We start from the raw sequence: 21,603 nt of genomic DNA on the forward strand, positions 1-21,603 counted from the left end.
GCAGACATGGCAAAACCGGCATTTTCCAGATTTGCCCGAGAAATCCGGAAGGTGCCGGCAATGCAGCTTATGAGCGGACATATGGCCTTCCCGGCGGCGCTGCGCCGAATGAAGGGTCAGGGCAAGCGTACGCCCCGAGAACTGACATACAGGTCATACCATTCCTTGCGGGTAAGCTCCAGCTTGTCTGCGTCTTTGCAAGCCGCGATGCGCTTTGGGTTTACCGTTCCGATGACAGGCTGAATCGCGGCGGGATGCGTCATCAGCCAGGAGAGAACGACAGCCTCCGGCGTTGTCCCTTTTTCTTCCGCCAGCTTTTGAACCAGGCGAGCGGTGCTGCGGACCGCTTCCGGTTCCTCGTCTCCCAGCGGCCGTCCGCTGTATTTGCCTTGGGCAAGCGGTCCCCAGGCCTGAAGCTGGATATTCTCCAGCCTGCAATGCTCGATCGTCCCTTCGGGCAGGCATTGATCCTTCCAGGCTTCCTGGTTCACGCTCACGACTGAATCGAGCCAGAAGATTTTCTCCAGGCTCATTTCCAGCTGATTGACGATAATCGGCTCATCACTGTAAGCCTGAAGCAGCTTGATCTGTCCCGCACTCATGTTGGAAACGCCGAAATGCCGGACTTTGCCGGACTCCTTCAGCAGGCGGAGCGCTTCGCCCACCTCTTCCGGGTCCATCAGAGGATCAGGCCGGTGCAGCAGCAATATATCGAGGTATTCGGCGCCGAGGCGCGACAGAATGCCGTCTACGCTGCTCAGGATATGGCTCTTGGAGAAATCGAACACATTGGAGCTTTCGCCCGGCTCCGCCAGCTTGATGCCGCACTTCGACTGAAGAATGATGCTTTCGCGCAGCTCCGGGCGTTCTTTAAGAACGGCGCCGAATACCTTCTCCGCTTTGCCGCGAGTATAGATATCGGCATGGTCGAACATATTGATGCCGATCTGGAGCGCAGCTTCGACAGCTTCATGTCCTTCCTTGATGTGCTCTTCGGTAACCGGCTCGCGGTTCCAGCCCCCGCCAAGGCCCATGCAGCCCAGGACCAGCCGGCTTGCGGGGATTCCGCGTTTGTTCAGCGGTAACGTTTTCAATTCGATCCCTCCGACAATGTGATTGATGACAACATGGCTATTGTACAACTTTAATTGCCCAATTTCTAATCCTGGGCGGGTACCCGGCAAGCTATTGTACATTCAGATCGAGCGGTTCCCCGACATCACCGAGCCTCTGCGCCCGTACATCACTGTACAGGCGCTTCAACCATTTCAGTTCGGTCATGCTGTGCTCGTACTTGCCGTACATCAGATGCAGCGCCGCCCGGGAGACGGAAGGAATATGCTCCTCGTAGACCTGATAGGCAAGATTGACCTGGTGCTCGGCCTCCCGGATGCGTTCCTCCAGCAGCTTCGCAATTTTGTCCGGATCGACATGCCGGGAGAAGGCCAGGGCGATATACATCGGGTGAAATATCGCATCGTTCTTGCGGAACTGCTGCAGCAGCAGCTGCTCGAACAGCGATTTGCCCGAATCCGTGATTCTGTATATCGTTTTGTCCGGCCGGTCGATGCTGCGGATAATTTCAACCTGCTCGATTTGTCCGCTCTTGGCCAATTGATCGACGGCGTAATACAGGGAGCCCATCTGCAGCTTCGTAATCCGGTCCATGGCGCGGTCTCTCATCACCAGCATCATTTCATAGGGATGCATGTCCCGCTCCAGCAGCAGTCCGAGAATGGCCAGCTTCATCGACATGGGGATTACTCCTTGTCGAGCGCCGGCTGCGGGGCTTTCTGGCGGTTGAACAGGCGGTCATGCGGCATCAGCAGCACGGCCCCGAGTCCAAGTGCCGCCGGAATAAGCGCCCACAGGAACGTATGCGCGATGGAGGAGGACAGCGCAGCCGAAATTTTCTCCAGCACCGGCGCTGGGATTTTCGCTCTGGCTTCGGGCGTCAGCGCGGACCTCGGATCGCCGAAGGCCGAGGATTGGGCAGCTCCCCCGAACGCGCTGCTCAGCTTGTCCGTAAACATATTGCGCTGGATGATACCGAAGATCGTAATACCGAGCGTCATGCCGAGCGAGCGCATGAAGGTAATGGCCGACGTGGCCGAGCCGCGCTGACGGACATCGAAATGATGGACCGAGGACATATTGAGCACCGAGAAGGAGAATCCGACGCCGAAACCGGTCAGGGCCATATAGATATTGACCAGAAGGCGGGAAATGTCCGGCGACAGGGTGCCGAGCAGGGCGACGCCGGCGACGAAGCAGACGGCGGACAGCAGCATAATATTGCGGAAGCTCGTCCGGGCCGTGAGCTGTCCGCCAAGCTGGGCGCCGGCAACCGAACCGACCATCATCGGCATCAGGATGAGGCCGGAATTGGTCGCGGACCCGCCGAATACGCCCTGCACGAAGATCGGGATGTAGACGGTCGCCACGATGAAGGCCGAACCGTAAAAGAACCCGGCCAGCGCGCTTGTCGCGAACAGCTTTTTTTGAAACATGCTGAAGGTGATGACGGGTTCGGCTGCGCGGCGCTCAATCAGCAGGAAGGCGATCAGCAGAACCGCAAATCCGGCGAACAGGCCGATGATATTGACGGAGCTCCAGGCATATTCCTGGCCGCCCAACTCCAGGGCGAACATGAGACAAATCACCGATCCGACCAGCGTAAGGGCGCCGCCCCAGTCGATCCGCTGTCTGGAGTGGGTGACCGACTCCTTGTAGAACATGGCGATCATAACAAAGGCAATTACGCCAAGGGGAAGATTGATATAGAAGACCCACTGCCAGCCGACGTAGTCGGTAATGTAGGCTCCGAGAAGCGGGCCGAGCACGCTGGAGATGCCGAATACGGCGCCGAACAGTCCGGTCATCCGGCCGCGCTTCTCCGGCGGGAAGATATCAAAGACGATGGTGAAAGCGATCGGCATTACAGCGCCCCCGCCCACACCTTGAATGGCGCGGTAAATGCTAAGCTGAGTAATGCTGGTTGACGTTCCGCACAGGGCCGAGCCGATCAGGAACAGCAGCAGGCCGAGCATGAAAAAGCGTTTGCGGCCGTACATATCGGACAGCTTGCCGAATATGGGGGTGCCCGCCATAACCATGACCATATAGGCGGAGGTCACCCAGACGATTTTGTCCAGGCCGCCGAGTTCAGCGACAATGGTGCCCATGGCCGCGGCGACGATCGTGTTGTCCATAGCGGTCATCAAAATGCCGAGCAGCAGGCCGACAACGACCAGCTTCAGATTGCTATCTTTCGAATGCATGGGTATAAACTCCTTTTTTGTAAGTTGATGAAATTAATTATATTCAAGTTTGAATAGGGGGGCAATGCTTATTTTCGACGATTCAAGGTCGATTCCTTCAAGTATAGGCAGCAAAAAACCCCCGCTGGACCGCAGGGGTTGACCTATCGATTGACTTGGGCAGGCCGGAAGGCTGCGGTAATGCGCGCATCCCGCGCGCTATACCGCAGCCTCCTTGGTACGAAGATGCCTGGACTCAATATAACTGATGAAAAACTCCGTAAGCCCCGGATCGAACTGGCTGCCCGCGCAGGCTCTCAGCTCGACAATCGCCTCCTCCACGGATTTGGTCGGCTGGTAGGGCCGCTCCGTCGTCATGGCGTCAAACGAATCGATAATGGTCAGCATCCGGCACAGCTTCGGGATTTCCTCCCCCTTGAAGCCGTGGGGGTAGCCTCTGCCGTCATACCTTTCATGGTGCAGCTCGATGTAGGCGGCGAGGTCTTTGAACTTGTCATTGGTCATCGCCATCTGCTTGCCCCAAGTTACATGCCATTTTACCATTTCCCATTCTTCGGGCGTGAGCTTCTCCTTCTTGTTCAGGATGCCCCAGGGAATTTCCAGCTTGCCGATGTCGTGAATCAGCGCGCCCAGCGTGAACTGGCGTTTCGTCAGGCTGTCGAGCTTCAGCAGCTCGCTGATGTCCATGGCATAGCGGAATACCCGCTTGGAATGCTTGAAGGTCTCCATGTCCTTGTACATGAACAGGTTGAGCTGCTGCTCGATATCCCGCACGTCCTGGCTGAAATCGATATCCTGCTCAAGCAGCGATTGGTGGCCGTAAATATGCACCATGTTCTTGCCCTGCTTCTTGGCATAGTACAGCGCCTGGTCGGCATGTTCGACGAGCTCCGATTTGTCATGAATGTCCGATCGGTAGCCCGCGATGCCCGCCGAGAAGGACAGACAGCCCTGCGGAAAGATCTCCGTGCCGTCGAAGGGAGAGTTGTTTAGCGTTTTGCGCAGGCGATCGAGAAAATCTTTAGCCTGGTCGGTATCGTAAGAGGGCATGAGAAGCGTGAATTCTTCTCCGCCGTAGCGGGAGACGACCATTTCGGCGCCACCGCATTCTTTTTTCAGCAATTCCGCCAGGAAAACAATCAAGCCGTCGCCCTTGAGATGGCCGAAGTGGTCGTTGTATTTCTTGAAATCGTCGATATCGATCATGGCCAGCGACAGAGAGGAGCCGGTGCTCCGGGATTTGCGCATTTCCTCCTCCAGCACCACCTCGAAGTAGCTGTGGTTGAACAGACCCGTACGCGGATCGCGGTTCGCCCGTTCTTCGATGTCGCGGTACATCGTAAACATTTGCTTGAAGGAATAGGACAGCAAAATGCTGAGGCAGAGAAACAGCGCCAGCCCGAAAATATGATTATGGTACAAAAGAATGGTCAGCACAAGCGATAGCACGAGCGTGCTAAGGTAGGCGATGATCGTATCCTTGAGCATTCCCTTTAACGTCTCGTACAGATTTTCATTATGGAGGACATAATAGTACAGGACGATCAGCAGCGTGTTCATAATAAAATAGATCGCCATGCCGCCGGCATAAGCCGCCAGATGGTTGTCCATAAGAGGTCCCCGTACGCCGCCCAGCGCCGCAAAGGTATAGGACGCCGAGGCATTTATGATCGAATAGACGGCAAAGTTGATCAGATGCTTCCACCAGACGGTCTTTCGTTCTATCAGGAAAATCACCGCGGACGCAACCAAAAGGACGGTTAGACTGAACGAGGGTCCGAAGACGAAAATACAGGCCAGATAAACGGAGGAGTCCAGAGATAATCCGTTGCCCTGAGGAGGAAGCTGGAAAGTAAAGATCGTCAGCACCACAGCCGCTCCCGCCAGCGCATATACCCATACCCAGGTTGAAGTAGTGTAATGGATGAAAACGGCCCGATTAAATAAAGCGAACAGGCCAATTCCCGTAAGACAAATGGCAGCTGCATATAGATGATTCAGGTTCAGCTTGGGCGTGGCTGTGTTCTGCTTTGACAATGGTGATCCTCCTCTCGCAAATGTCGTGTTGCTCCACTTATTTTAAAGGATTACATACAAATTTCATAGATTTCCGGCAGGTTAATTCAGCGCATCAGAAACAGGCTTCTTTCCCGCAAACGGCATTTGTTCCCTGCATATGTATATCGCCTGAAATAGCTCAACTTTTAATAAATATGTTAAAAAAGCAGGCTGAACATCAGCCTGCCCCTCTGCTTGCTTTGGATTAACGGCCGCCGCCGATGAGTCTGAAGCCGGAAGTCAAAGCCATAACCACGGAAGCAACGATAACCGTATTGATAATGATGCGCGAATAGAACACGCCGTCCAGTTTCTTTTTCACAATTGCTCACCCCTTTCGGTAATGGATCGTCAAGACTGCTTGGCTTCCATCTCCTGCTTTATCCGCCGTTTGTCCGGAACCAGAATGTACTGAAGGTAGAGGAAAATCCCCGCGTTCATCACAATATCGCCGATGCTGATCACCTGGGTGCGCGGATAAGGCTTGGACAGCGGAATAATGTCCCCCAGAAACGACAGCCGTGTCGCCGAATCCATCAGATAATGCTTCGTGGCGACGGTTCCCGACTCCAGCAAATGCACGTAATAGGGGTCCAGAACCTTGGCCGCATCCAGCGAAACAGGCATCTTGCCGCCGTTGACGGCCATGACGAGAAAGTTCAGAAAGACGCCGGCGAAAATAAACAGGAAGCCCGGAGTGCTCCGGTTCAACCATAGGAGATAAAGCCCGGCTGCGTATACAGCGATAAAAAAAATTCCGCTGATCGAAGCAAAGGCAGACGACCGATCATTCAGTTCAAACACGGCAAACTGCAGCAGCAGCAGGAGAGGGAACCAGAGTCCGCCCCTGATGCGAAGGTTGCCGAATTGCGTCAGACCATAACGGAAGCCGCCGCGAAGCAGACCCACCACCAGACCGAGCACAATGCCATCGTAGACCATGTTGTTAGCTCCTAAATCTATGTATTTAGAACTATGGAAAGCCTTGATAAAAGGGAATATTCGCCCCTAATTATGGAAATCCTCCTGCGTATAACAAAATTATCCGAAGAAATGTGACAAAAAATAGCGAAGCAGAGGAATGCGCCGATTTCGCTTGACATACCCTATGGGGGTATATTAAAGTATGGGTGAGGAGGTTGATGCATGACGGCACATGAAAAACGAGAGGAGACGCTTGACCAAGGGTCCTGCGACGGCGACTGCCATTCTTCCGAAGTACGTAAAAGTCATCATACTCAGGAATTCAAGAACGGGCTCACGGCCCGGCTTAACCGCATAGAAGGGCAAATTCGGGGCATCAAAGGCATGATCGACCGTGACACCTACTGCGACGATGTTCTGACCCAGCTTGCGGCGGTCCAGTCGGCGCTAGGCAGTGTCGGGAAGCTGCTCCTTGAGGGTCATATGAAAAGCTGTATTGTCGAGCGAATCGAAGCCGGCGAACACGAGGTTATTGACGAACTGCTGATTACGGTCGGCAGATTAATGAAATAAGGAGAGGATTAATCATGGCAAACGTTGTATTGAATGTAGAGGGAATGTCCTGCGGGCATTGCGTCAGCTCGGTAGAGAAGGCAGTGGGCAATTTGGGAGCGTCGGCCAAAGCGGATTTGGCATCCAAGACCGTTGCGGTTGATTATGACGACAGCAAGCTTAGTGTGGACGCCATCAAGGAAGCGATTGAGGACCAAGGCTACGACGTGGTTCAATAACAGGCAAGACAGCCGAAAGGAAAGGCGTGGAACGGCAGAGGAAGAAAGTTCCCCGAGCCATTCCGGGCCTTCTCTTTTTTTAATGTTTGTATACCCCCTATGGGTACTGGAAAGAGAGTGATCGTATGGATAACGCAGCAGCTGCGCCGGCGGAGGAACAGGCGACCTTGCAGATTACGGGCATGACCTGCTCCGCCTGCGCGGCGCGGATTGAGAAAGGGATTTCCCGCATGGAGGGCGTTTCCCGGGCGAATGTCAATCTTGCGCTCGAGCAGGCGTCTGTGGGCTTCGATCCCAAGGTTGTCAGCGTGCCGAAAATCGAGGAGAAGATCCGCTCGCTCGGCTATGACACGGTGAAGGAAACGGCGGCCTTCGATATTTCGGGCATGACCTGCGCCGCCTGCTCGGCCCGGATCGAGAAGGTGCTCGGAAAGATGCCGGGCATTGCCGAAGTCAATGTTAACCTTGCGCTTGAAACGGCGCATGTGGAATATACCCCGGGGATGATTACTCCCCAGGACATCATCGCCAAGGTCGACTCGATCGGCTATAAAGCCTCGCTCAAGGAAGACCGGAAGGAGACCGCTGACCGGCGTGAGCTTGAAATCAGCCGCAAGCGGATCAAATGGATGATTTCGGCGCTATTGTCTTTGCCGCTTCTTTGGGCGATGGTCGGGCATTTCTCATTCACTTCCTGGATTCCTGTACCGGAGCTGTTCATGAATCCGTGGTTCCAGCTTGTTCTGGCTACCCCGGTGCAGTTCATTATCGGCTGGCAGTTCTATGTCGGCGCCTACAAGGCGCTCCGCAACGGCAGCGCCAATATGGATGTGCTGGTGGCGCTGGGCACGTCGGCCGCTTATTTCTACAGCCTGTATCTTACGCTTGATTCTCTGCGTATGAACGGCATGAATCATACGGTCGAAATGTACTATGAGACCGGAGCTGTGCTGATCACGCTCATTCTGGTCGGCAAATGGTTCGAGGCGCTGGCCAAGGGCCGCTCCTCCGACGCCATTCGCAGCCTGATGGGCCTACAAGCCAAGACGGCGCTTGTCATCCGGGAAGGAACGGAGATAAGCGTCCCTGTAGAGGAAGTCGTCATCGGGGATATCGTACTCGTGAAGCCGGGCACGAAGATTCCCGTCGACGGCGAAGTGACCGAAGGCCTGTCCTCCGTCGATGAATCGATGCTGACGGGTGAGAGTATTCCGGTGGAGAAGAAGCTGGGCGACCCTGTAATCGGAGCGACGGTGAACAAGAACGGCGTGCTGAAGATCAAAGCCCGCAAGGTGGGCCGCGATACGGCGCTTGCGCAGATTATCCGCGTGGTCGAGGAAGCCCAGGGCTCCAAGGCGCCGATCCAGCGGGTGGCCGATGTCATCTCCGGCATCTTCGTGCCGATTGTTGTGGCTATCGCGGCGCTGACCTTCTTCATCTGGTACCTGTGGGCGGCGCCGGGACAGTTCGCCGAAGCCTTGGAGAAAGGGATCGCCGTGCTCGTTATCGCCTGCCCCTGCGCGCTGGGCTTAGCTACGCCGACCTCGATTATGGCCGGTTCCGGCAGGGCCGCGGAGCTGGGCATTCTGTTCAAGGGCGGCGAGCATCTGGAAGCCGCGCAGGGCATTCAGCTCGTCGTGCTCGACAAGACGGGCACCGTGACGGCCGGCAAGCCGGTGCTCACGGACGTGCTGGTATCGCCCGGCTTCAAAGGCGCGCCGGAGCTGGCCCCGGAAGATGGCTTTCTGGCGCTTGCGGCAGCGGCCGAGAAGCTGTCGGAGCATCCGCTTGCCGAGGCGGTGGCTGCAGGCGCGGCGGAGAAGGGGCTTGCGCTGGCCGAAGCCGGAAGCTTCGTCAATGTACCCGGGCGGGGTATCAAGGCCGCCGTCCAGGGCAGGGAGATCATCGTCGGCACCCGCCGGATGATGGAGGAGAGCGGCGTCAATGCGCAGCGCTGGCTTGACGCCATGAACGATCTGGAGCAGCAGGGCAAGACGGCGATGCTGGTCGCGGTGGACGGAATCTGCGAAGGCATTGTGGCCGTCGCGGATACGATCAAGCCGACCTCGCGCGAAGCCGTGGCGGCTCTGCGGGGCATGGGGATCGACGTTGTGATGATCACCGGCGATAACGAGCGGACGGCCCGGGCGATTGCGGCCGAAGCCGGCATTGACCGGGTGATGGCCGAAGTGCTCCCCGAAGGCAAGGCCGAGGCGGTGCGGAAGCTTCAGGCAGGCGGCGTGAAGGTGGCAATGGTCGGCGACGGCATCAATGACGCGCCAGCGCTGGCGACCGCCGATATCGGCATGGCGGTCGGCACCGGGACCGACGTGGCGATGGAAGCGGCGGATATTACGCTGATGCGCGGCGATCTGAAGGCCATCGCGGACGCGATCAAGATGAGCCGTAAGACGATGGGCAACATCAAGCAGAATCTGTTCTGGGCGCTCGGCTACAATACGGTCGGGATTCCGGTGGCCGCGCTGGGATTCCTCGCGCCGTGGCTGGCCGGCGCGGCGATGGCGTTCAGCTCGGTTTCGGTCGTGCTGAATGCGCTGCGGCTGCAGCGGGTAAAGTTATAACGCATACGTGAAATAGCTTGAAAGGAAGTGGGTAGCAATGAGCAAGGATCTCCGGGAGTCCGAGGCGGCATCCCTTGATAACGAAGTGCTGTCCCTGCTGGGTAGACATGTCTCCGTCCGCAAGTTCCGCCCGGACCCGGTGAGCGAAGAGCAGCTTGCGGCCATTATCCAGGCGGCGCAAATGGCCTCCACCTCCAGCAATGTGCAGGCGTACAGCGTAATCGCGGTGACCGATCCGGCGCTGAAATCGGAGCTTGCGTCGCTTGCCGGGAACCAGGCTTATGTGGCGGAGTGCCCGGTCTTTCTGGTCTGGTGCGCCGATCTTTATCGGCTGCGGGAGACGGCCAAGCCGCATCTGGGCGGCGCGGCGACCTACGAGGATTCGGCGGAGAATTTCATCATCGCCACCGTCGACACCGCGCTGGCCGCGCAGAACGCCGCCGTGGCAGCGGAGTCGCTGGGGCTGGGCATCGTCTACATCGGCGGCTTGCGAAACAAGATCGCCGAGGTAGCGGCGCGGCTCGGACTGCCCGAGCTGGTCTATCCGCTGTTCGGCATGTGCCTCGGCTATCCCGACCAGGCCCCGGCGCTGCGTCCGCGGCTGCCGCTGCCGGCGGTGCTGCATCGTGACCGCTACGATGCCGAAGAGACGGTGCGTCAGGTCAAGGCCTACGACGCTACAATGTCCGAGTATTTGCGCAAGCGGACCGGAGGGGCGAAGGATACGCCTTGGTCGGCGATCATGGCCGATCGTCTGGCGGAGCCGATCCGGCTGCATATGAAGGATTTTCTTCAGGGCAAAGGCTTTTTGCGAAGATAGGGTGGAATAGGGTGTAAATCCGCAGGAGGCGTGTGGGATTTCAATTAAAAGGGTACGGGCTTCGGCAGGGGACTGCCGGGGTTCGTACCTTTTTTGCTGTTATGAGGTGACAGTTGTCACCCTAAGATCATTGAGGTAAGAGCCGGATCGAAGCGGTGCGGCTGGCCGAGGATAAAGGACGGATATAAAACAGCCCCGTAAAGAAAGGAATCGGCTCGTGGCTGACTCGGTTACTTTGCGGGGCCTAAGGGGGGAGGATCAGCCAGCACTGTCAGCGAAGCGCTCCGCCCTTGGCCTGTTCCTCCCGCATCCATCCCGACAGCTGCCGTTTCAGCCGCAGAAACTCGGGATGCTCCGTCATTTCCTCCCGGCGCGGCCGGGGGAAAGGGACTTCGACGGTGTGCAGCAGCGTGCCCGGTCGCCCCGAGAACACATAGATGCGGCTGGAGAGCAGCAGCGCCTCCTCAATGCTGTGCGTGATGAACAGCACGGAGCGGCGGTTCTCCTCCCACAGCTCCAGCAGCCATCGCTGCATCTCGCTGCGGGTGAGGGCGTCCAGCGCACTGAACGGCTCGTCCAGGAGCATTAGCTCCTGGGGCGCCAGCAGCGCGCGCAGGAAGGCGGCGCGCTGCTGCATGCCGCCGGAGAGCATGTGCGGATACGCCTTCTCGAATCCGCCAAGGCCAACCTTCGCGAGCCAGCGCCGGGCCTCCTCGCGGGCTTCGCCCCGCGCCGCGCCCTTCAGCTCGCGGGCAAGAATCACGTTGTCCTCGATGCTGCGCCAAGGAAACAGCGCCGGCTGCTGCGGCATGTAGCTTATGCTGCCGCGCTGCCCGGTGACCGGCGCGCCGCTTAAGCGCACGGCGCCCGCATCCGGCTTGAGCAGCCCGCCGATGATGTGGAAGAGCGTGCTCTTGCCGCAGCCCGACGGGCCGACGATGGACACGAACTCCTGCCGCTTCACCGTCAGCGACACCTCCTCCAGCACCTTGATGCTTTCCCCGCGCCGGGAGAATGATTTGGAGATGCCGGAGACCTCCAGCGCAGGAGGTTCGGTACCCGGGCCCGGGGATGGCGCGCCGGAAACAGGGGAATGTCCGTCTCCAGTGGACGGCCCTTCCTCCAAGCCTCCCTCTGAAGACGAAATGATCTTACGCGTCAACTTCAGCAGCCTCCTTTTATAACTCTTTTCCATGCAATTTTTCTATACACGCTCTGTGCGACCCTGTCTAGGAATCCCGCCGCGGCTTCCAGCGGACAAGCCATTTCTCCAGCAGGACAACGACAGCGAACAGTAGCAGACTTAGCAGCACGCTTAGAATAATGGCAACGAACATCCGGTCCGTACGGTAGGCCGATTTCTGGATCTGCATATAGTAGCCGAGCCCTTGGTTCCCGCCGATCAGCTCCGCCACCACAGCACCCGTTACGGCGTAGGCGGCCGATATTTTGATGCCGGAGAACAACGAGGGCAGCGCATGGGGCAGCTCCAGCTTGGTGAAGATTTGCCGCCTCGTGGCGCCCGCCATCTTCATGAATTGAAGCATCATGCGATCGGTCTGCGCTAGCCCACCTAGACCCGCGACCGCCACGGGGAAGAAACACACCAGGACAATGAGAATGATCTTGGGAAGCTGCCCGAAGCCGAACCAGATGACCAGCAGCGGACCCAGCGCGATCACCGGCACGTTCTGGCTCAGGATCAGCAGCGGGTACAGCGCGCGGGCCGTCCAGGGCACAATATGCAGCAGCACGGCACAGATCAGCCCCGCCGCTACCCCAAGCGGAAAGCCGATCAGCGTCAGCCACAGGGTTGCCAGCGTATGCCCTTTTAGGGAAGAGGCGCTGGCCATGCCTTCCCGCCAAATGTCGGAGGGAGCGGGCAGCATCCATTTTTCCACATGGAACCAGGAGACCGACACCTGCCAGACCGCCAAAAACAAGACGACCGCCACAAAGGGCGGCCAGATTTGTCTCCAACGGGAGCTCACGGGCGGTATTTCTCCGTCAGCTTGTCCATGCTGATTCCGCCCGGGTTATGGGCGATCTTCACTTGCGAGATTACGCTGGGGCAGCCCGCTTCGATCAGCGCCTCCTGCATCTCCCGGACAATTTCGAGCAGGTCGGCGAGCTCGCCTTCCATAGTCGTCTCCAGCGCGTTTACCTGATGCTTCACACCGGAGCGCTGAATGACTTCAATCGCCTTGTCCACATAAGGAATTACATCCTCGCCTCCCGGTGTCTTCGGAATTACCTGAATGCTCAGCAGCGTGCTTGCCATTGCCTATCATCCTTTCATGACGTTGATATTTTCATGACCTTAATACTTTCATACCATTAATGGTAAACCCTGTGAATTAAGATTTTAACTCTATATAAAATGAACTTGAGATTTTCCCATTTGGGTATCGTCTATAACTACGAGAAATGTTTGGACTTCCGGCCGCTGCCCATCTCCAGATTTCTTGATTATACCGTTCTTCACGGATGAAATCCGGAGACAGCCTATGCTTTCGAAGCGAGCTTTCCTCCGGAAAGCTTTCGGGCGATCGCTATCGCTCCTACAGTTCCAAACATTTTTTTAATTCATTTTATATATTAAACTTACTGCCCGTCCGGCAAAAAATTGTTCGTGAACGCCTTGTCGGCCTCAAGCGGCTTGTCCAGCAGCTTCAGCCCGTACATCCAGTCGGCGTAATCTTTCCATACGGAGGCTTTCTGCTCGCCCCACCGGGCAGCGTCGTCCTTGTATTTCGGGCTGAGCCATTCCTGGCTGGCCTGAACAAGCTTAGGGTCCAGATCGGGAACCGCCTTGATCAGAATGTCGGCAGCCTCTTTCGGATGGTCGATTGCGTATTGGTACCCCTTGGATGTCGCCTTCAAAAAGGCTTTAACCACCTCGGGATTCTCGGCGATTTCCTTCTCGCTCGTCGTCAGCACCGGCGTGTAGTAATCGAGCTGCGGCGCGTAATCCTTCAAATAGAGCATATCGAGCGGCTCGCCGCGCAGCTTCGCTTCAATGCCGGTCCAGGCGTAGAAGATCCAGGCAAAGTCAATGTCGCGTTTAACGGCCGTAAAATAATCGGCCTCGCCGATCGTGACCTGCTTGACCTTCTTCACATCGCCGCCAACCGGGTCCATAATCGCCTTCATGGAAGCTTCTTCGACCGGCGACCCCCAGCCGCCGTAGGTTTTGCCTTCAAAATTCTTCGGCGACTTAATGCCCCGGTCAACCGGCGCCGCGAAGCCCGAAGTGTTGTGCTGGATAATCGCCGCGATCGATACGAGCGGAACGCCCTGAATGCGGGCCAGCGTCAGACTGTCCTGCGCGCCGACGCCAAAGGCGGCTTCTCCCGAGGTGACCATCGTATCCGCGCCCGCCGCTCCCGGCTGCACAATCTCAACGTCAAGGCCTTCTTCCGCGTAGTAGCCGAGCTCTTTGGCAACATACAGCCCAGTGTGGTTCGTGTTCGGCGTCCAGTCGAGCGCGACCTTTACCGGCGTCGCCGCTTTGGGCGAACTTTCGGCGGAAGCCGATGCCTCCGGCGATGCAGAAGCAGGGGTTCCCTGAGCGCCGCCGGCGTTTCCTCCCGAATTATTGCCGCCGCAGCCTGCTGCCGTGAGGATGAACAAGCTGGCCAGGGACAGTGTTAACCATTTTTTGACTCCCATTATATCGTCTCTCCTTTGTATTGCCGTCCCGGGCGGCGAAGCCCGAAGCGGCGGGTATTCCCGTCTTCATGATAACTGATCCGCAAATTGACGGGACCGACCACGCGGACCCGGAAATCTGCGTTCTCTCCTTGGTGCCAAAACCAAACCAAAAAGCGCCCCTGAATATTCGGGACGCTGCGGAGTGCATAACGGCGGCGGTCTATCGGGACCACACGCTTTTGGACTTTCCTACGCTGGCATTATCCAGATCAGGTATAAGGGTCAGTATCTTGCGGGATACACTCTCAGCCGGCCGTAATTCCAGCACCCCAAGGCGGTATGAAGTTTGCGGGTAGTTCTTGCTGCTTACGGTGTAATTATAGACGCAAGGTTCCGGGATTGTCCAGCCTGACGGCTATTCTAGCTTCTTCCGGCGGCGGCTTTTGATCCCGCTCCGCAGCTCGCGCAGCGTCAGAACGGCGCTGACGATAATGCCGCAGAAGGTCAAGAGCAGTGCGATGTATTCGAATACGGAATACTGAAGCATTTTTCCCCAGTCGATGTTTCCCTTTAAGTCCTCGATGACCTGATTCATCCCGTAAATGCCGCTAACGACCGTGAATACCGTCAGAATCATCAGCAGGTTGTCGCGGCGCTTGGCCTGGAAAGTCTCCTGATACTGGAACAGATCGGCCAGCGTCTGCTTCACTTCCTCGAACAGTGCGTCATTGCCGTACACTTTGCGCAGCTGAAAGAAGATTTCACGGCCCTGCGTCTGCGAGATCAGCTCAAGGAAATAGAATTTGGCGGAGAACTTGTTAATATAGTAGATTAAATCCTCAATTTCCTCATAATCATGCTCGATCCGCAGCCGCGAGTGCACATTGGACAGCTTCAGCAGCACGATCTTGTGAAAAAGGCTGAGCAGCAGGCCGTAATAATATTCGCCATACATTTGATTGGCCAGCTTCACTGCGGTTTCGGAATCACTGCGGCTCAGGCAGCAGAAGGTCTGTTCGTTCGTCATGTAGTAGGTATCCGGACCCCAGCGTCCGTACCGGTGCTTCCGGCAGTATTCCCCGATATATTCTTCGCTGCTCGCGCTCGTATAGGACCGTCCGTCCGCTTTCATCCCGTCGAGCTGGGAAGCCCGGTAGCATGTTTCGCGGCTGATGTTCTCCCCCTCCTGAATTCCGTAAAAGGCCTGAACCATCATCCGCTCATCTACGAAAAAAGGCAGCGTCTCGAAGTAAGCCCCGTCCAGCTCCGACTGGTCGAGGAACTCCTCCAGACCGTTCACCAGATTTTTGAAGATGAAATCCTCCATCTGGTTAAAAATCCGTTCTCCGCAATAAATGCGCGACGCCTCGTCCGCTTCCTTTACATTTTCCAGCGAGCGGAACCGGTCGGCAAATTCCAGGGCGAAGCTAAGCGGAAGCCGCTTTTCATCGATTTCCGTCCGTATGGTCAGAAAGCCGAGCTGGAACGGACAAATGAACACATCCGTCGAGAGCACCCGAAAGGGTACCGAGCCCTGCGGCATTTCCATCCGGCAACTCAGGCTGTTCACCCGGGAAAAGCGGCGGAATGAATCTTTGTCCTCCCGGTACGGAAACAGCACATGCGCAGCGAACGGCATATAGGAACGCTCCATGCTCTCGTGCGAGACACAATAGCCTTCTCCGTAATAATCGTCCTGCAGTTCTTTATTATTCAGAAAAAACGGGGTGAACCCGTCCCGCTTCAGCCGCGCCTCCAGCTCCTGTCCCTGGGTCTGCTTAATCGAGAAGGGGAAAATAAACTGCAGAAGGGCGGTATGCAGAATGGGATCGTCCAAGATTTGATTCATGGGTGGCAGTCCTCCTGAGTTCGCGGGTAGTCGTCAATAGTATTTACACCGTACGCATACCGTTGAAAAAGGGGGCTAGGCCACCCCTATTTCTAAACAAATAATTGGTTTGACATAGAACAAGTCATAAATAACATAAAATGGGAATTGAAATAATTGATATGAAAAGGATGTGTTGTTGTTTTGCGCAGTTATACGTATGCCCCGTATTATTCGGTATATCCTTATTATACTTCATATTATTATGGTCGATTGGGCTATCCTTCGAATGATTTCCCATATATCGGTTATTACTCTCCCTATGTATATCATGCGGGATACCCAGCGGTATCTCCCATACGGGCTCCCTATGCTTTATCGCCTTATGAATATGTACGATTCTATCCTGCATCTTCACCCTCCGGTCTCACTAGACCCGTGGACCCATCGCAGCCACTAATACCGTCTCATCCACCACACCTTCTTCCGCCTGTTCATCCGTATCATCCACACCCTCTTCCGCCTATTCATCCGTATCATCCGCACCCTCTTCTTGATGAATCTTTAATAGCCAGTAGTACAACCATTCGCAATTTTCATCGCCGAACCGGCAGCAATTTCGGTCCATTGGGTTATCCCATCGGCAATGTAAGCAGGCGTGCGGACGGTAAGTATGAACAAAATTTCCAGCTTGGCGTCGTAATACTCGATAATCCCAACGCACTTCCACAATCCTTTACCAAATACAAGGCGTCAGTGACATTAGCAGCTGTAAAATGCTTCGGTACCGAAGATCCCGGCGGGCTCTTTACTAGCGCTGAAGATGAGCCCTACGTGATCATCTCGATCATTAGCGTAAATCCAAACTTCGGAGGGACTGATACACTTGTCCAAACAACACGAACGGAGATTCTTGAACATGTGAAGGCCGGCGCTGTCATCTTCGAGAATCGTACGATAGGCGATATTTCTGCATTCCCGGGAAGCGGAATCAAAATTCACGTCGCGATTTTCGATCATGAGCATGGGGACGCTAATGCCCTTCGTAATAAGATCAATAACGTATTGGAGGATGCCGCGCGAAAAGGATCTGGTGCCTTGGCCGCTGCTGCAGCGGCAAACGATCCCAAACTGGCGGGAACCGTTGGAGATATTACCAATTTTGAGGTTGGTGGGGTAAAACCGTTTAACATCCTTACTTACGGAGTTGCCGGCCTTTTAACCGAACTCTTGGCGGACGACTTGATCGGTGAGCATGAATTTTATATTCCCGCAGCAGATATCGTAGAATGGTCGAATCCGGAAAAATATAACTCATCACTTCGCACAAGTCCGGATCTGATCCGGTTTAATGTTCCTCAAAGGCCTGAAGATGAATTCTTATTCAGTGGAGGAGGAGGCTCCTATAAAATATATTTCAGAGTTGCCGGCATCGTCGAAGAAAGGCCGCTTGAAGCGAAACGATTAACGGACAGATTAACGCTTTAAGGGGTACAAAGAAATCGATCTGGAATTCTTAGCTTGATGGGCATGGGGCTAGGCCCCCGAGTAAATCTTTCCATTCAGGATTCATTCTGCCCGTCAGGGCACATTATATTGTATCGACCCGCTTAAGCTTACGCATCTCTTGGCTGAACAGAAAGGAGACTTCGGATATTCATGGACAACAACGAATTGGAACAACGTATAATCAAGGCGCTGGACGACAATACATTCGGTTCTTTCGGTACCATCGAAGCGGGCGCCAAGCCGAAGGTCCGTTATATGGCCGTCTTTCATGAAGGGCTGAACCTCTATTTGGCCACTGACCGCAAAACGCATAAAGTAGAAGAATTGCAGACCAACCCGAACGTGTTTCTGTTGCTGGGCTATGAAGCGGGAGGCAGCAAGGATATTCTTGGGATCGAAGCAAGGGCGTCTGTCACCAAAGACGGCAGTCTGCGCCAGAAAATATGGAACAAAGATTTGGAGCGCTGGTTCAAGGGACCGGAGGATCCGGATTACATCATTCTGGAGCTTTCGTCGACACGCATCGAATATACAGGAACAGACGGAAATTACGAGGTTTGGGAAAAACAGACGGCGTCCGCGGGCAAGTAAGCTTGCCCTGATTATCAAACCCGAAGTCATGTGGTGCCAAATATGGATGGAGTAAGCGTCCCCAGAAGGGGGCGCTTTTTTCCATAGGCTGCCTTTTTCGGAGGAAAAAATGCTATAATAACCACAAGTATTGGTATGATTGCAGGTCATAAGGAGGATGTCCATGCAGTGCAGCGATTGCTTCCCTATTACTCCCATTGAAGATATAGGAACCGTGAAAATCCGGCGCGCACCGCCAGTGCTTGCCTCCGTCATTCAAGCGGCCGGATATACACTTAATGATCTGAATAATACAGGCTATGAAATACCGTATGCTTCCCGCGAGCAGTTCATGGCCGTCATGAAGCTGCTGGAAGAGTCACCCGTAACGGAGCGGACCGACGTGTGCGTAACCGGGACGGGGGTTTCGGGTTTTTTTGAGCGTTGGGTATCCCTCGAACAGCTAAAAGCCCGCGTCTTCAATCAAACGATGGTCGATATCATTTCCAATCAAGAGTTTTGCAGCTACATGCAGCCGATCGTCGACTCCGCCGAACAGATTATCGGATTTGAATTTCTGCTGCGCCCGCTTCCGCACGGACCCGAATTTCAGCCTCATACCCTGTTTGAAGTGGCGAGGCGCAGCGGGTTCCACACCCATCTGGACCGGGCTGCCCGGAGGTCCGCCATCGAGTCCAGCGCCCGGCATTTGCCAGACGGAATCAAACGGTTTGTCAACTTTCTCCCCTCCTCCATATATAATCCCAAATATTGTCTTACGCATACGTTTCAGACGATTGAGGAGCAGGGCCTTCGCCCGGAGGACTTTGTGTTTGAGGTCGTGGAGACGGAAAAAATCCGTGATATCGATCATCTCGCCAGGATTTTTTCAGAATACCGCGAGCACGGCGTGCATGTTGCGATGGATGATGTCGGCTCGGGCTATGCTACACTGGAGGTCATGTCGCGCCTTCAGCCGGATTATGTGAAAATTGACCGCGGGATGATCAGCATGTGCGATCAGGCCCCCCATAAACAAGCCCTCATCAGGGAAGTTGTGGAAAAGGCCGGCCGTTTCGGAGGCAAAGTCCTGGCCGAGGGCATTGAGCGGCGCGAGGAGTTCGAATTTTGCCTGGATAACGGGATCGAACTGGCTCAAGGATACCTATTTGGCCGGCCTGAGCTTGAGCCTCCGGCGAGGTTTTTCGAGAGTTAAGCTTTTTGGAATCCAGCTTTTTCGGCGTCATACATGTACATAGGGTACGTTTAAAAGAAACGGTTGCCATTTCTGGATCGGAGGGCGCAGCCGTTTCTTCTTGTCTTAGGTGCCACAAACGTGAAATGAAGGAGGAACTGTCGTTATGAGCGGCACTTTACTGTATATCGAAGATGATCCCCAAATCGCCGGCCCTGTCGCCAGGGACCTGCGGGACCGCGGTTATGCGGTCCGCTGGCTCCAGAGCGGTGAGCGGGCTGTGGAAGAAGCGGAAGGCTGCCAGCTGGCTATTCTGGATGTCATGCTGCCCGGGCTTGACGGATTTACCGTCGGACAGCGACTGAAGAAGTGTTATCCGGGCGTTCCCATTCTGATGCTCTCGGCGAGAACGTCGATCGACGACAAGCTTCAGGGCCTGGAGTTCGCCGACGACTATTTGACCAAGCCGTTTCATCCCGACGAGCTCGCCGCCCGGATCGGGGTTCTGCTGCGCCGGTCGGGCAGTGTTTCCGGAGCGCCGCTCGCACTGAAGCATCTGACCGTCTTTGAGGAGGAGAACCGGATTGTAGAGCCGGAGAGCGGAGAAGAGATACTGCTTACCGGCAAGCAGTTTCAGATTTTCTTTTACCTGCTGCGTCACCTCGGCCAGATCATGACCAAGGAGCAGATTTATGAAGCGGTCTGGGGCGAGCCTTATATGGAAGGGGACAAGACGCTGATGGTGCATATCCGTTATTTGCGCGAAAAGCTGGAGAAGGACCCCGCCGCGCCGGAAATTATCGAGACCGTCCGGGGCATCGGTTACAGGATCAAGGCATGATAAGGAACCACAGGATACGGGGGCGGATTCCGGGGTTCCGGCGGTCGCTGCTCTCACGGTATTTGCTGATTATCGTTATTGCCGTGCTGTTCTTGCCCGTGCTCTTTCCGCTCAGTCTGATCATCTATACGTTATCGGACCATTGGGCGACAAGAAATAAGGCGGGAGAGATGAAGGAGTCTTCAAGACCGTATGCCAGTGTGACCGAAATGGAACGAATGTGGCACAATGAAGCGCGTCTGCTGGCCGGCAAGTCCAGCGGGGAAATCGGGGCTCGCCTCAAGGAGCTGGGAGAACGCTACCAGTATGCTTCTCTGTTCTGGGCAGACGGGGAAGGAGTGACCCGGCTTGAGCTTCCTCCGCAGAAGAGGGCCGATTCCAAAGACGGCGCAGATAAGGGAGCGGCGGATGCCCGGACGGCTGTGCCGGAGCGGTGGACGGCGCCTCAGGCAATCGCCTTCATGAAGGAGAGCGTGGGTAGAGATCCGCTGACCATTGTCGCCTTTATTGGCGACCGGGCGGATGCGGGCGAAGGGTTCATGGCGATACGCGTTCCGAAGTCCGTTCTGCCGTCGAACACAGGCAGCGTCCCGCTTGGAATGTACGGCGTGATGCTGCTCGTTCTGCTCGCGTTCGCGGCGGTATCCTGGCTGTTCTTCGCCCGAATACGCGGACGGCTGCTCCGGCTTCAGACGGCCATGACGCTGGACGGGCGGGACGGCCTTCCGGCAACGATTCCGAAGGGCAGCCCCGATGAGATCGGCATGCTGGAAGAGGCGTTCAACACGATGGTTGAGGAACTTAAGGACAGCAGGCGGCGGGAACGGGAGGAGGAAGAACTGCGCAAGCGGCTGATCGCCGATTTGTCCCACGACCTGCGGACGCCGCTTACAGTTGTGCGAAGCCATTTGTTTGAGGTCGGCAAGGAACCGCTGTCCCCGCAGGGCAAGGAATCGCTCAACCTGATGGACGAGCGCATTGCCGACCTCGGCGTGCTGATCGATAACCTGCTGAATTATAACCTGCTGGCCAGCGGCAGAGTGAAGCTGTCGCCGGAGAGCAGGGATGTGCTGCGGCTGTTGCGGGAAAGCGCCGCCGCCTGGTACCCGGTATGGACCAGGGAGGGCATGGAGGTGGACATCGGGCTTGAGGGCGAGCCGCTCGTCTGGGAGGTCGATGAAATCTGGTTCCGGCGTGTGCTGGACAATCTGTACCAGAATGTCGTGCGCCATGCCAAGAGCGGCGGTTATGTGGGGATTTTCGCCGAAGAGCGCGGCGGCGTCCGCAGCGTCGTCATCCGCGACCGGGGAACAGGCATTGGCGATGCTTCTCCGGCCAAAGGGGCGGGGATCGGGCTGGCCATCGTCGATATGCTGCTCTCCCGCATGGGGCTTGCCTGGATGGCCGACAGTACCCCGGAGGGTACTTCGGTCTTTATCTATCCGATGGAGAACGACGACCGCCGCCTGATTTTAAACAAAACTTAAACTTCACGGGCCGTCTTCTTTAACCTTGGAGCGTTAAGCTGGTAACCGAGGTGAAGAGAAGAA

The 21,603-nt window shown here is 55.9% G+C and carries 20 protein-coding genes and 1 riboswitch; of the genes, 9 read left to right on the forward strand and 11 right to left on the reverse strand.

Going from position 1 to position 21,603, the window contains the following annotated elements:
• Positions 1 to 116 precede the first annotated feature (116 nt).
• From PSAB_RS01595 to PSAB_RS01615, 5 genes are all read right to left on the reverse strand, one after another.
• Positions 117 to 1,094 (reverse strand): aldo/keto reductase, encoded by a 978-nt coding sequence (locus tag PSAB_RS01595; protein WP_025332839.1) that lies wholly within the window; start codon positions 1,092 to 1,094, stop codon positions 117 to 119.
• Positions 1,095 to 1,185: 91 nt separating this feature from the next.
• On the reverse strand, positions 1,186 to 1,755 hold the full coding sequence (locus tag PSAB_RS01600) for a PadR family transcriptional regulator (protein WP_025332840.1): 570 nt from the start codon (positions 1,753 to 1,755) through the stop codon (positions 1,186 to 1,188).
• A gap of 5 nt (positions 1,756 to 1,760) precedes the next feature.
• Entirely contained in the window at positions 1,761 to 3,281 is a 1,521-nt protein-coding gene (locus PSAB_RS01605) for an MDR family MFS transporter (protein WP_025332841.1), read from the reverse strand.
• Positions 3,282 to 3,479: 198 nt separating this feature from the next.
• Positions 3,480 to 5,318 (reverse strand): bifunctional diguanylate cyclase/phosphohydrolase, encoded by a 1,839-nt coding sequence (locus tag PSAB_RS01610; protein WP_025332842.1) that lies wholly within the window; start codon positions 5,316 to 5,318, stop codon positions 3,480 to 3,482.
• Positions 5,319 to 5,690: 372 nt separating this feature from the next.
• Complete coding sequence (locus PSAB_RS01615; protein WP_025332843.1) at positions 5,691 to 6,281, reverse strand: DUF5317 domain-containing protein; 591 nt, start codon at positions 6,279 to 6,281, stop codon at positions 5,691 to 5,693.
• A gap of 204 nt (positions 6,282 to 6,485) precedes the next feature.
• On the opposite strand from PSAB_RS01615, the gene PSAB_RS01620 reads away from it, so the two are divergent.
• From PSAB_RS01620 to nfsA, 4 genes are all read left to right on the forward strand, one after another.
• On the forward strand, positions 6,486 to 6,836 hold the full coding sequence (locus tag PSAB_RS01620; protein WP_025332844.1) for a metal-sensitive transcriptional regulator: 351 nt from the start codon (positions 6,486 to 6,488) through the stop codon (positions 6,834 to 6,836).
• A 14-nt stretch (positions 6,837 to 6,850) separates the two neighbouring features.
• Positions 6,851 to 7,054 carry a copper ion binding protein gene (locus PSAB_RS01625; RefSeq protein ID WP_025332845.1) on the forward strand — a complete coding sequence of 68 codons (204 nt, stop codon included), beginning with the start codon at positions 6,851 to 6,853 and terminating at the stop codon, positions 7,052 to 7,054.
• Between the two features lie 125 nt (positions 7,055 to 7,179).
• The gene (locus PSAB_RS01630) at positions 7,180 to 9,636 is read left to right on the forward strand and encodes a heavy metal translocating P-type ATPase (RefSeq protein WP_025332846.1); all 2,457 of its coding nucleotides are present in this window, start codon (positions 7,180 to 7,182) and stop codon (positions 9,634 to 9,636) included.
• A gap of 37 nt (positions 9,637 to 9,673) precedes the next feature.
• A complete protein-coding gene (gene nfsA, locus PSAB_RS01635) occupies positions 9,674 to 10,456 on the forward strand; it encodes an oxygen-insensitive NADPH nitroreductase (protein WP_025332847.1) in 783 nt (260 codons plus the stop codon).
• 271 nt (positions 10,457 to 10,727) lie between these two features.
• On the opposite strand, the gene PSAB_RS01640 is transcribed toward nfsA, so the two are convergent.
• The 6 genes from PSAB_RS01640 to PSAB_RS01665 all read right to left on the reverse strand — a co-directional run bounded on the left by PSAB_RS01640 (position 10,728) and on the right by PSAB_RS01665 (position 15,959).
• Positions 10,728 to 11,651, reverse strand: a complete 924-nt coding sequence (locus tag PSAB_RS01640; protein ID WP_084266403.1) for an ABC transporter ATP-binding protein — start codon at positions 11,649 to 11,651, stop codon at positions 10,728 to 10,730.
• A gap of 34 nt (positions 11,652 to 11,685) precedes the next feature.
• Positions 11,686 to 12,447, reverse strand: a complete 762-nt coding sequence (locus PSAB_RS01645) for an ABC transporter permease (RefSeq protein WP_025332849.1) — start codon at positions 12,445 to 12,447, stop codon at positions 11,686 to 11,688.
• Positions 12,444 to 12,737: a thiamine-binding protein gene (locus PSAB_RS01650; RefSeq protein ID WP_025332850.1), complete on the reverse strand. Its 294-nt coding sequence runs from the start codon at positions 12,735 to 12,737 to the stop codon at positions 12,444 to 12,446. Before PSAB_RS01650 ends, PSAB_RS01645 begins: the two co-directional genes overlap by 4 nt.
• Positions 12,738 to 13,060: 323 nt before the next feature.
• Positions 13,061 to 14,128, reverse strand: a complete 1,068-nt coding sequence (locus PSAB_RS01655; RefSeq protein ID WP_025332851.1) for an ABC transporter substrate-binding protein — start codon at positions 14,126 to 14,128, stop codon at positions 13,061 to 13,063.
• Positions 14,128 to 14,280, reverse strand: coding sequence for a hypothetical protein (locus PSAB_RS25650; protein ID WP_158442545.1), 153 nt, complete (start codon positions 14,278 to 14,280; stop codon positions 14,128 to 14,130). Before PSAB_RS25650 ends, PSAB_RS01655 begins: the two co-directional genes overlap by 1 nt.
• A gap of 59 nt (positions 14,281 to 14,339) precedes the next feature.
• A riboswitch (TPP riboswitch) is annotated at positions 14,340 to 14,452 on the reverse strand.
• Between the two features lie 73 nt (positions 14,453 to 14,525).
• Positions 14,526 to 15,959 carry a hypothetical protein gene (locus tag PSAB_RS01665; protein ID WP_025332853.1) on the reverse strand — a complete coding sequence of 478 codons (1,434 nt, stop codon included), beginning with the start codon at positions 15,957 to 15,959 and terminating at the stop codon, positions 14,526 to 14,528.
• Positions 15,960 to 16,565: 606 nt separating this feature from the next.
• On the opposite strand from PSAB_RS01665, the gene PSAB_RS01675 reads away from it, so the two are divergent.
• The 5 genes from PSAB_RS01675 to PSAB_RS01695 all read left to right on the forward strand — a co-directional run bounded on the left by PSAB_RS01675 (position 16,566) and on the right by PSAB_RS01695 (position 21,540).
• A complete protein-coding gene (locus PSAB_RS01675; protein ID WP_025332855.1) occupies positions 16,566 to 17,426 on the forward strand; it encodes a hypothetical protein in 861 nt (286 codons plus the stop codon).
• Positions 17,427 to 17,597: 171 nt separating this feature from the next.
• Positions 17,598 to 18,038 (forward strand): pyridoxamine 5'-phosphate oxidase family protein, encoded by a 441-nt coding sequence (locus PSAB_RS01680; protein WP_025332856.1) that lies wholly within the window; start codon positions 17,598 to 17,600, stop codon positions 18,036 to 18,038.
• A gap of 163 nt (positions 18,039 to 18,201) precedes the next feature.
• Positions 18,202 to 19,233: an EAL domain-containing protein gene (locus tag PSAB_RS01685; RefSeq protein ID WP_025332857.1), complete on the forward strand. Its 1,032-nt coding sequence runs from the start codon at positions 18,202 to 18,204 to the stop codon at positions 19,231 to 19,233.
• A 145-nt stretch (positions 19,234 to 19,378) separates the two neighbouring features.
• Positions 19,379 to 20,053, forward strand: coding sequence for a response regulator transcription factor (locus tag PSAB_RS01690; protein WP_025332858.1), 675 nt, complete (start codon positions 19,379 to 19,381; stop codon positions 20,051 to 20,053).
• Positions 20,050 to 21,540, forward strand: coding sequence for a sensor histidine kinase (locus PSAB_RS01695; RefSeq protein WP_226991749.1), 1,491 nt, complete (start codon positions 20,050 to 20,052; stop codon positions 21,538 to 21,540). The genes PSAB_RS01690 and PSAB_RS01695 overlap by 4 nt, the downstream gene beginning before the upstream one ends.
• Positions 21,541 to 21,603 lie beyond the last annotated feature (63 nt).

The organism is Paenibacillus sabinae T27, from assembly GCF_000612505.1.
GTDB lineage: Bacteria > Bacillota > Bacilli > Paenibacillales > Paenibacillaceae > Paenibacillus_AQ > Paenibacillus_AQ sabinae.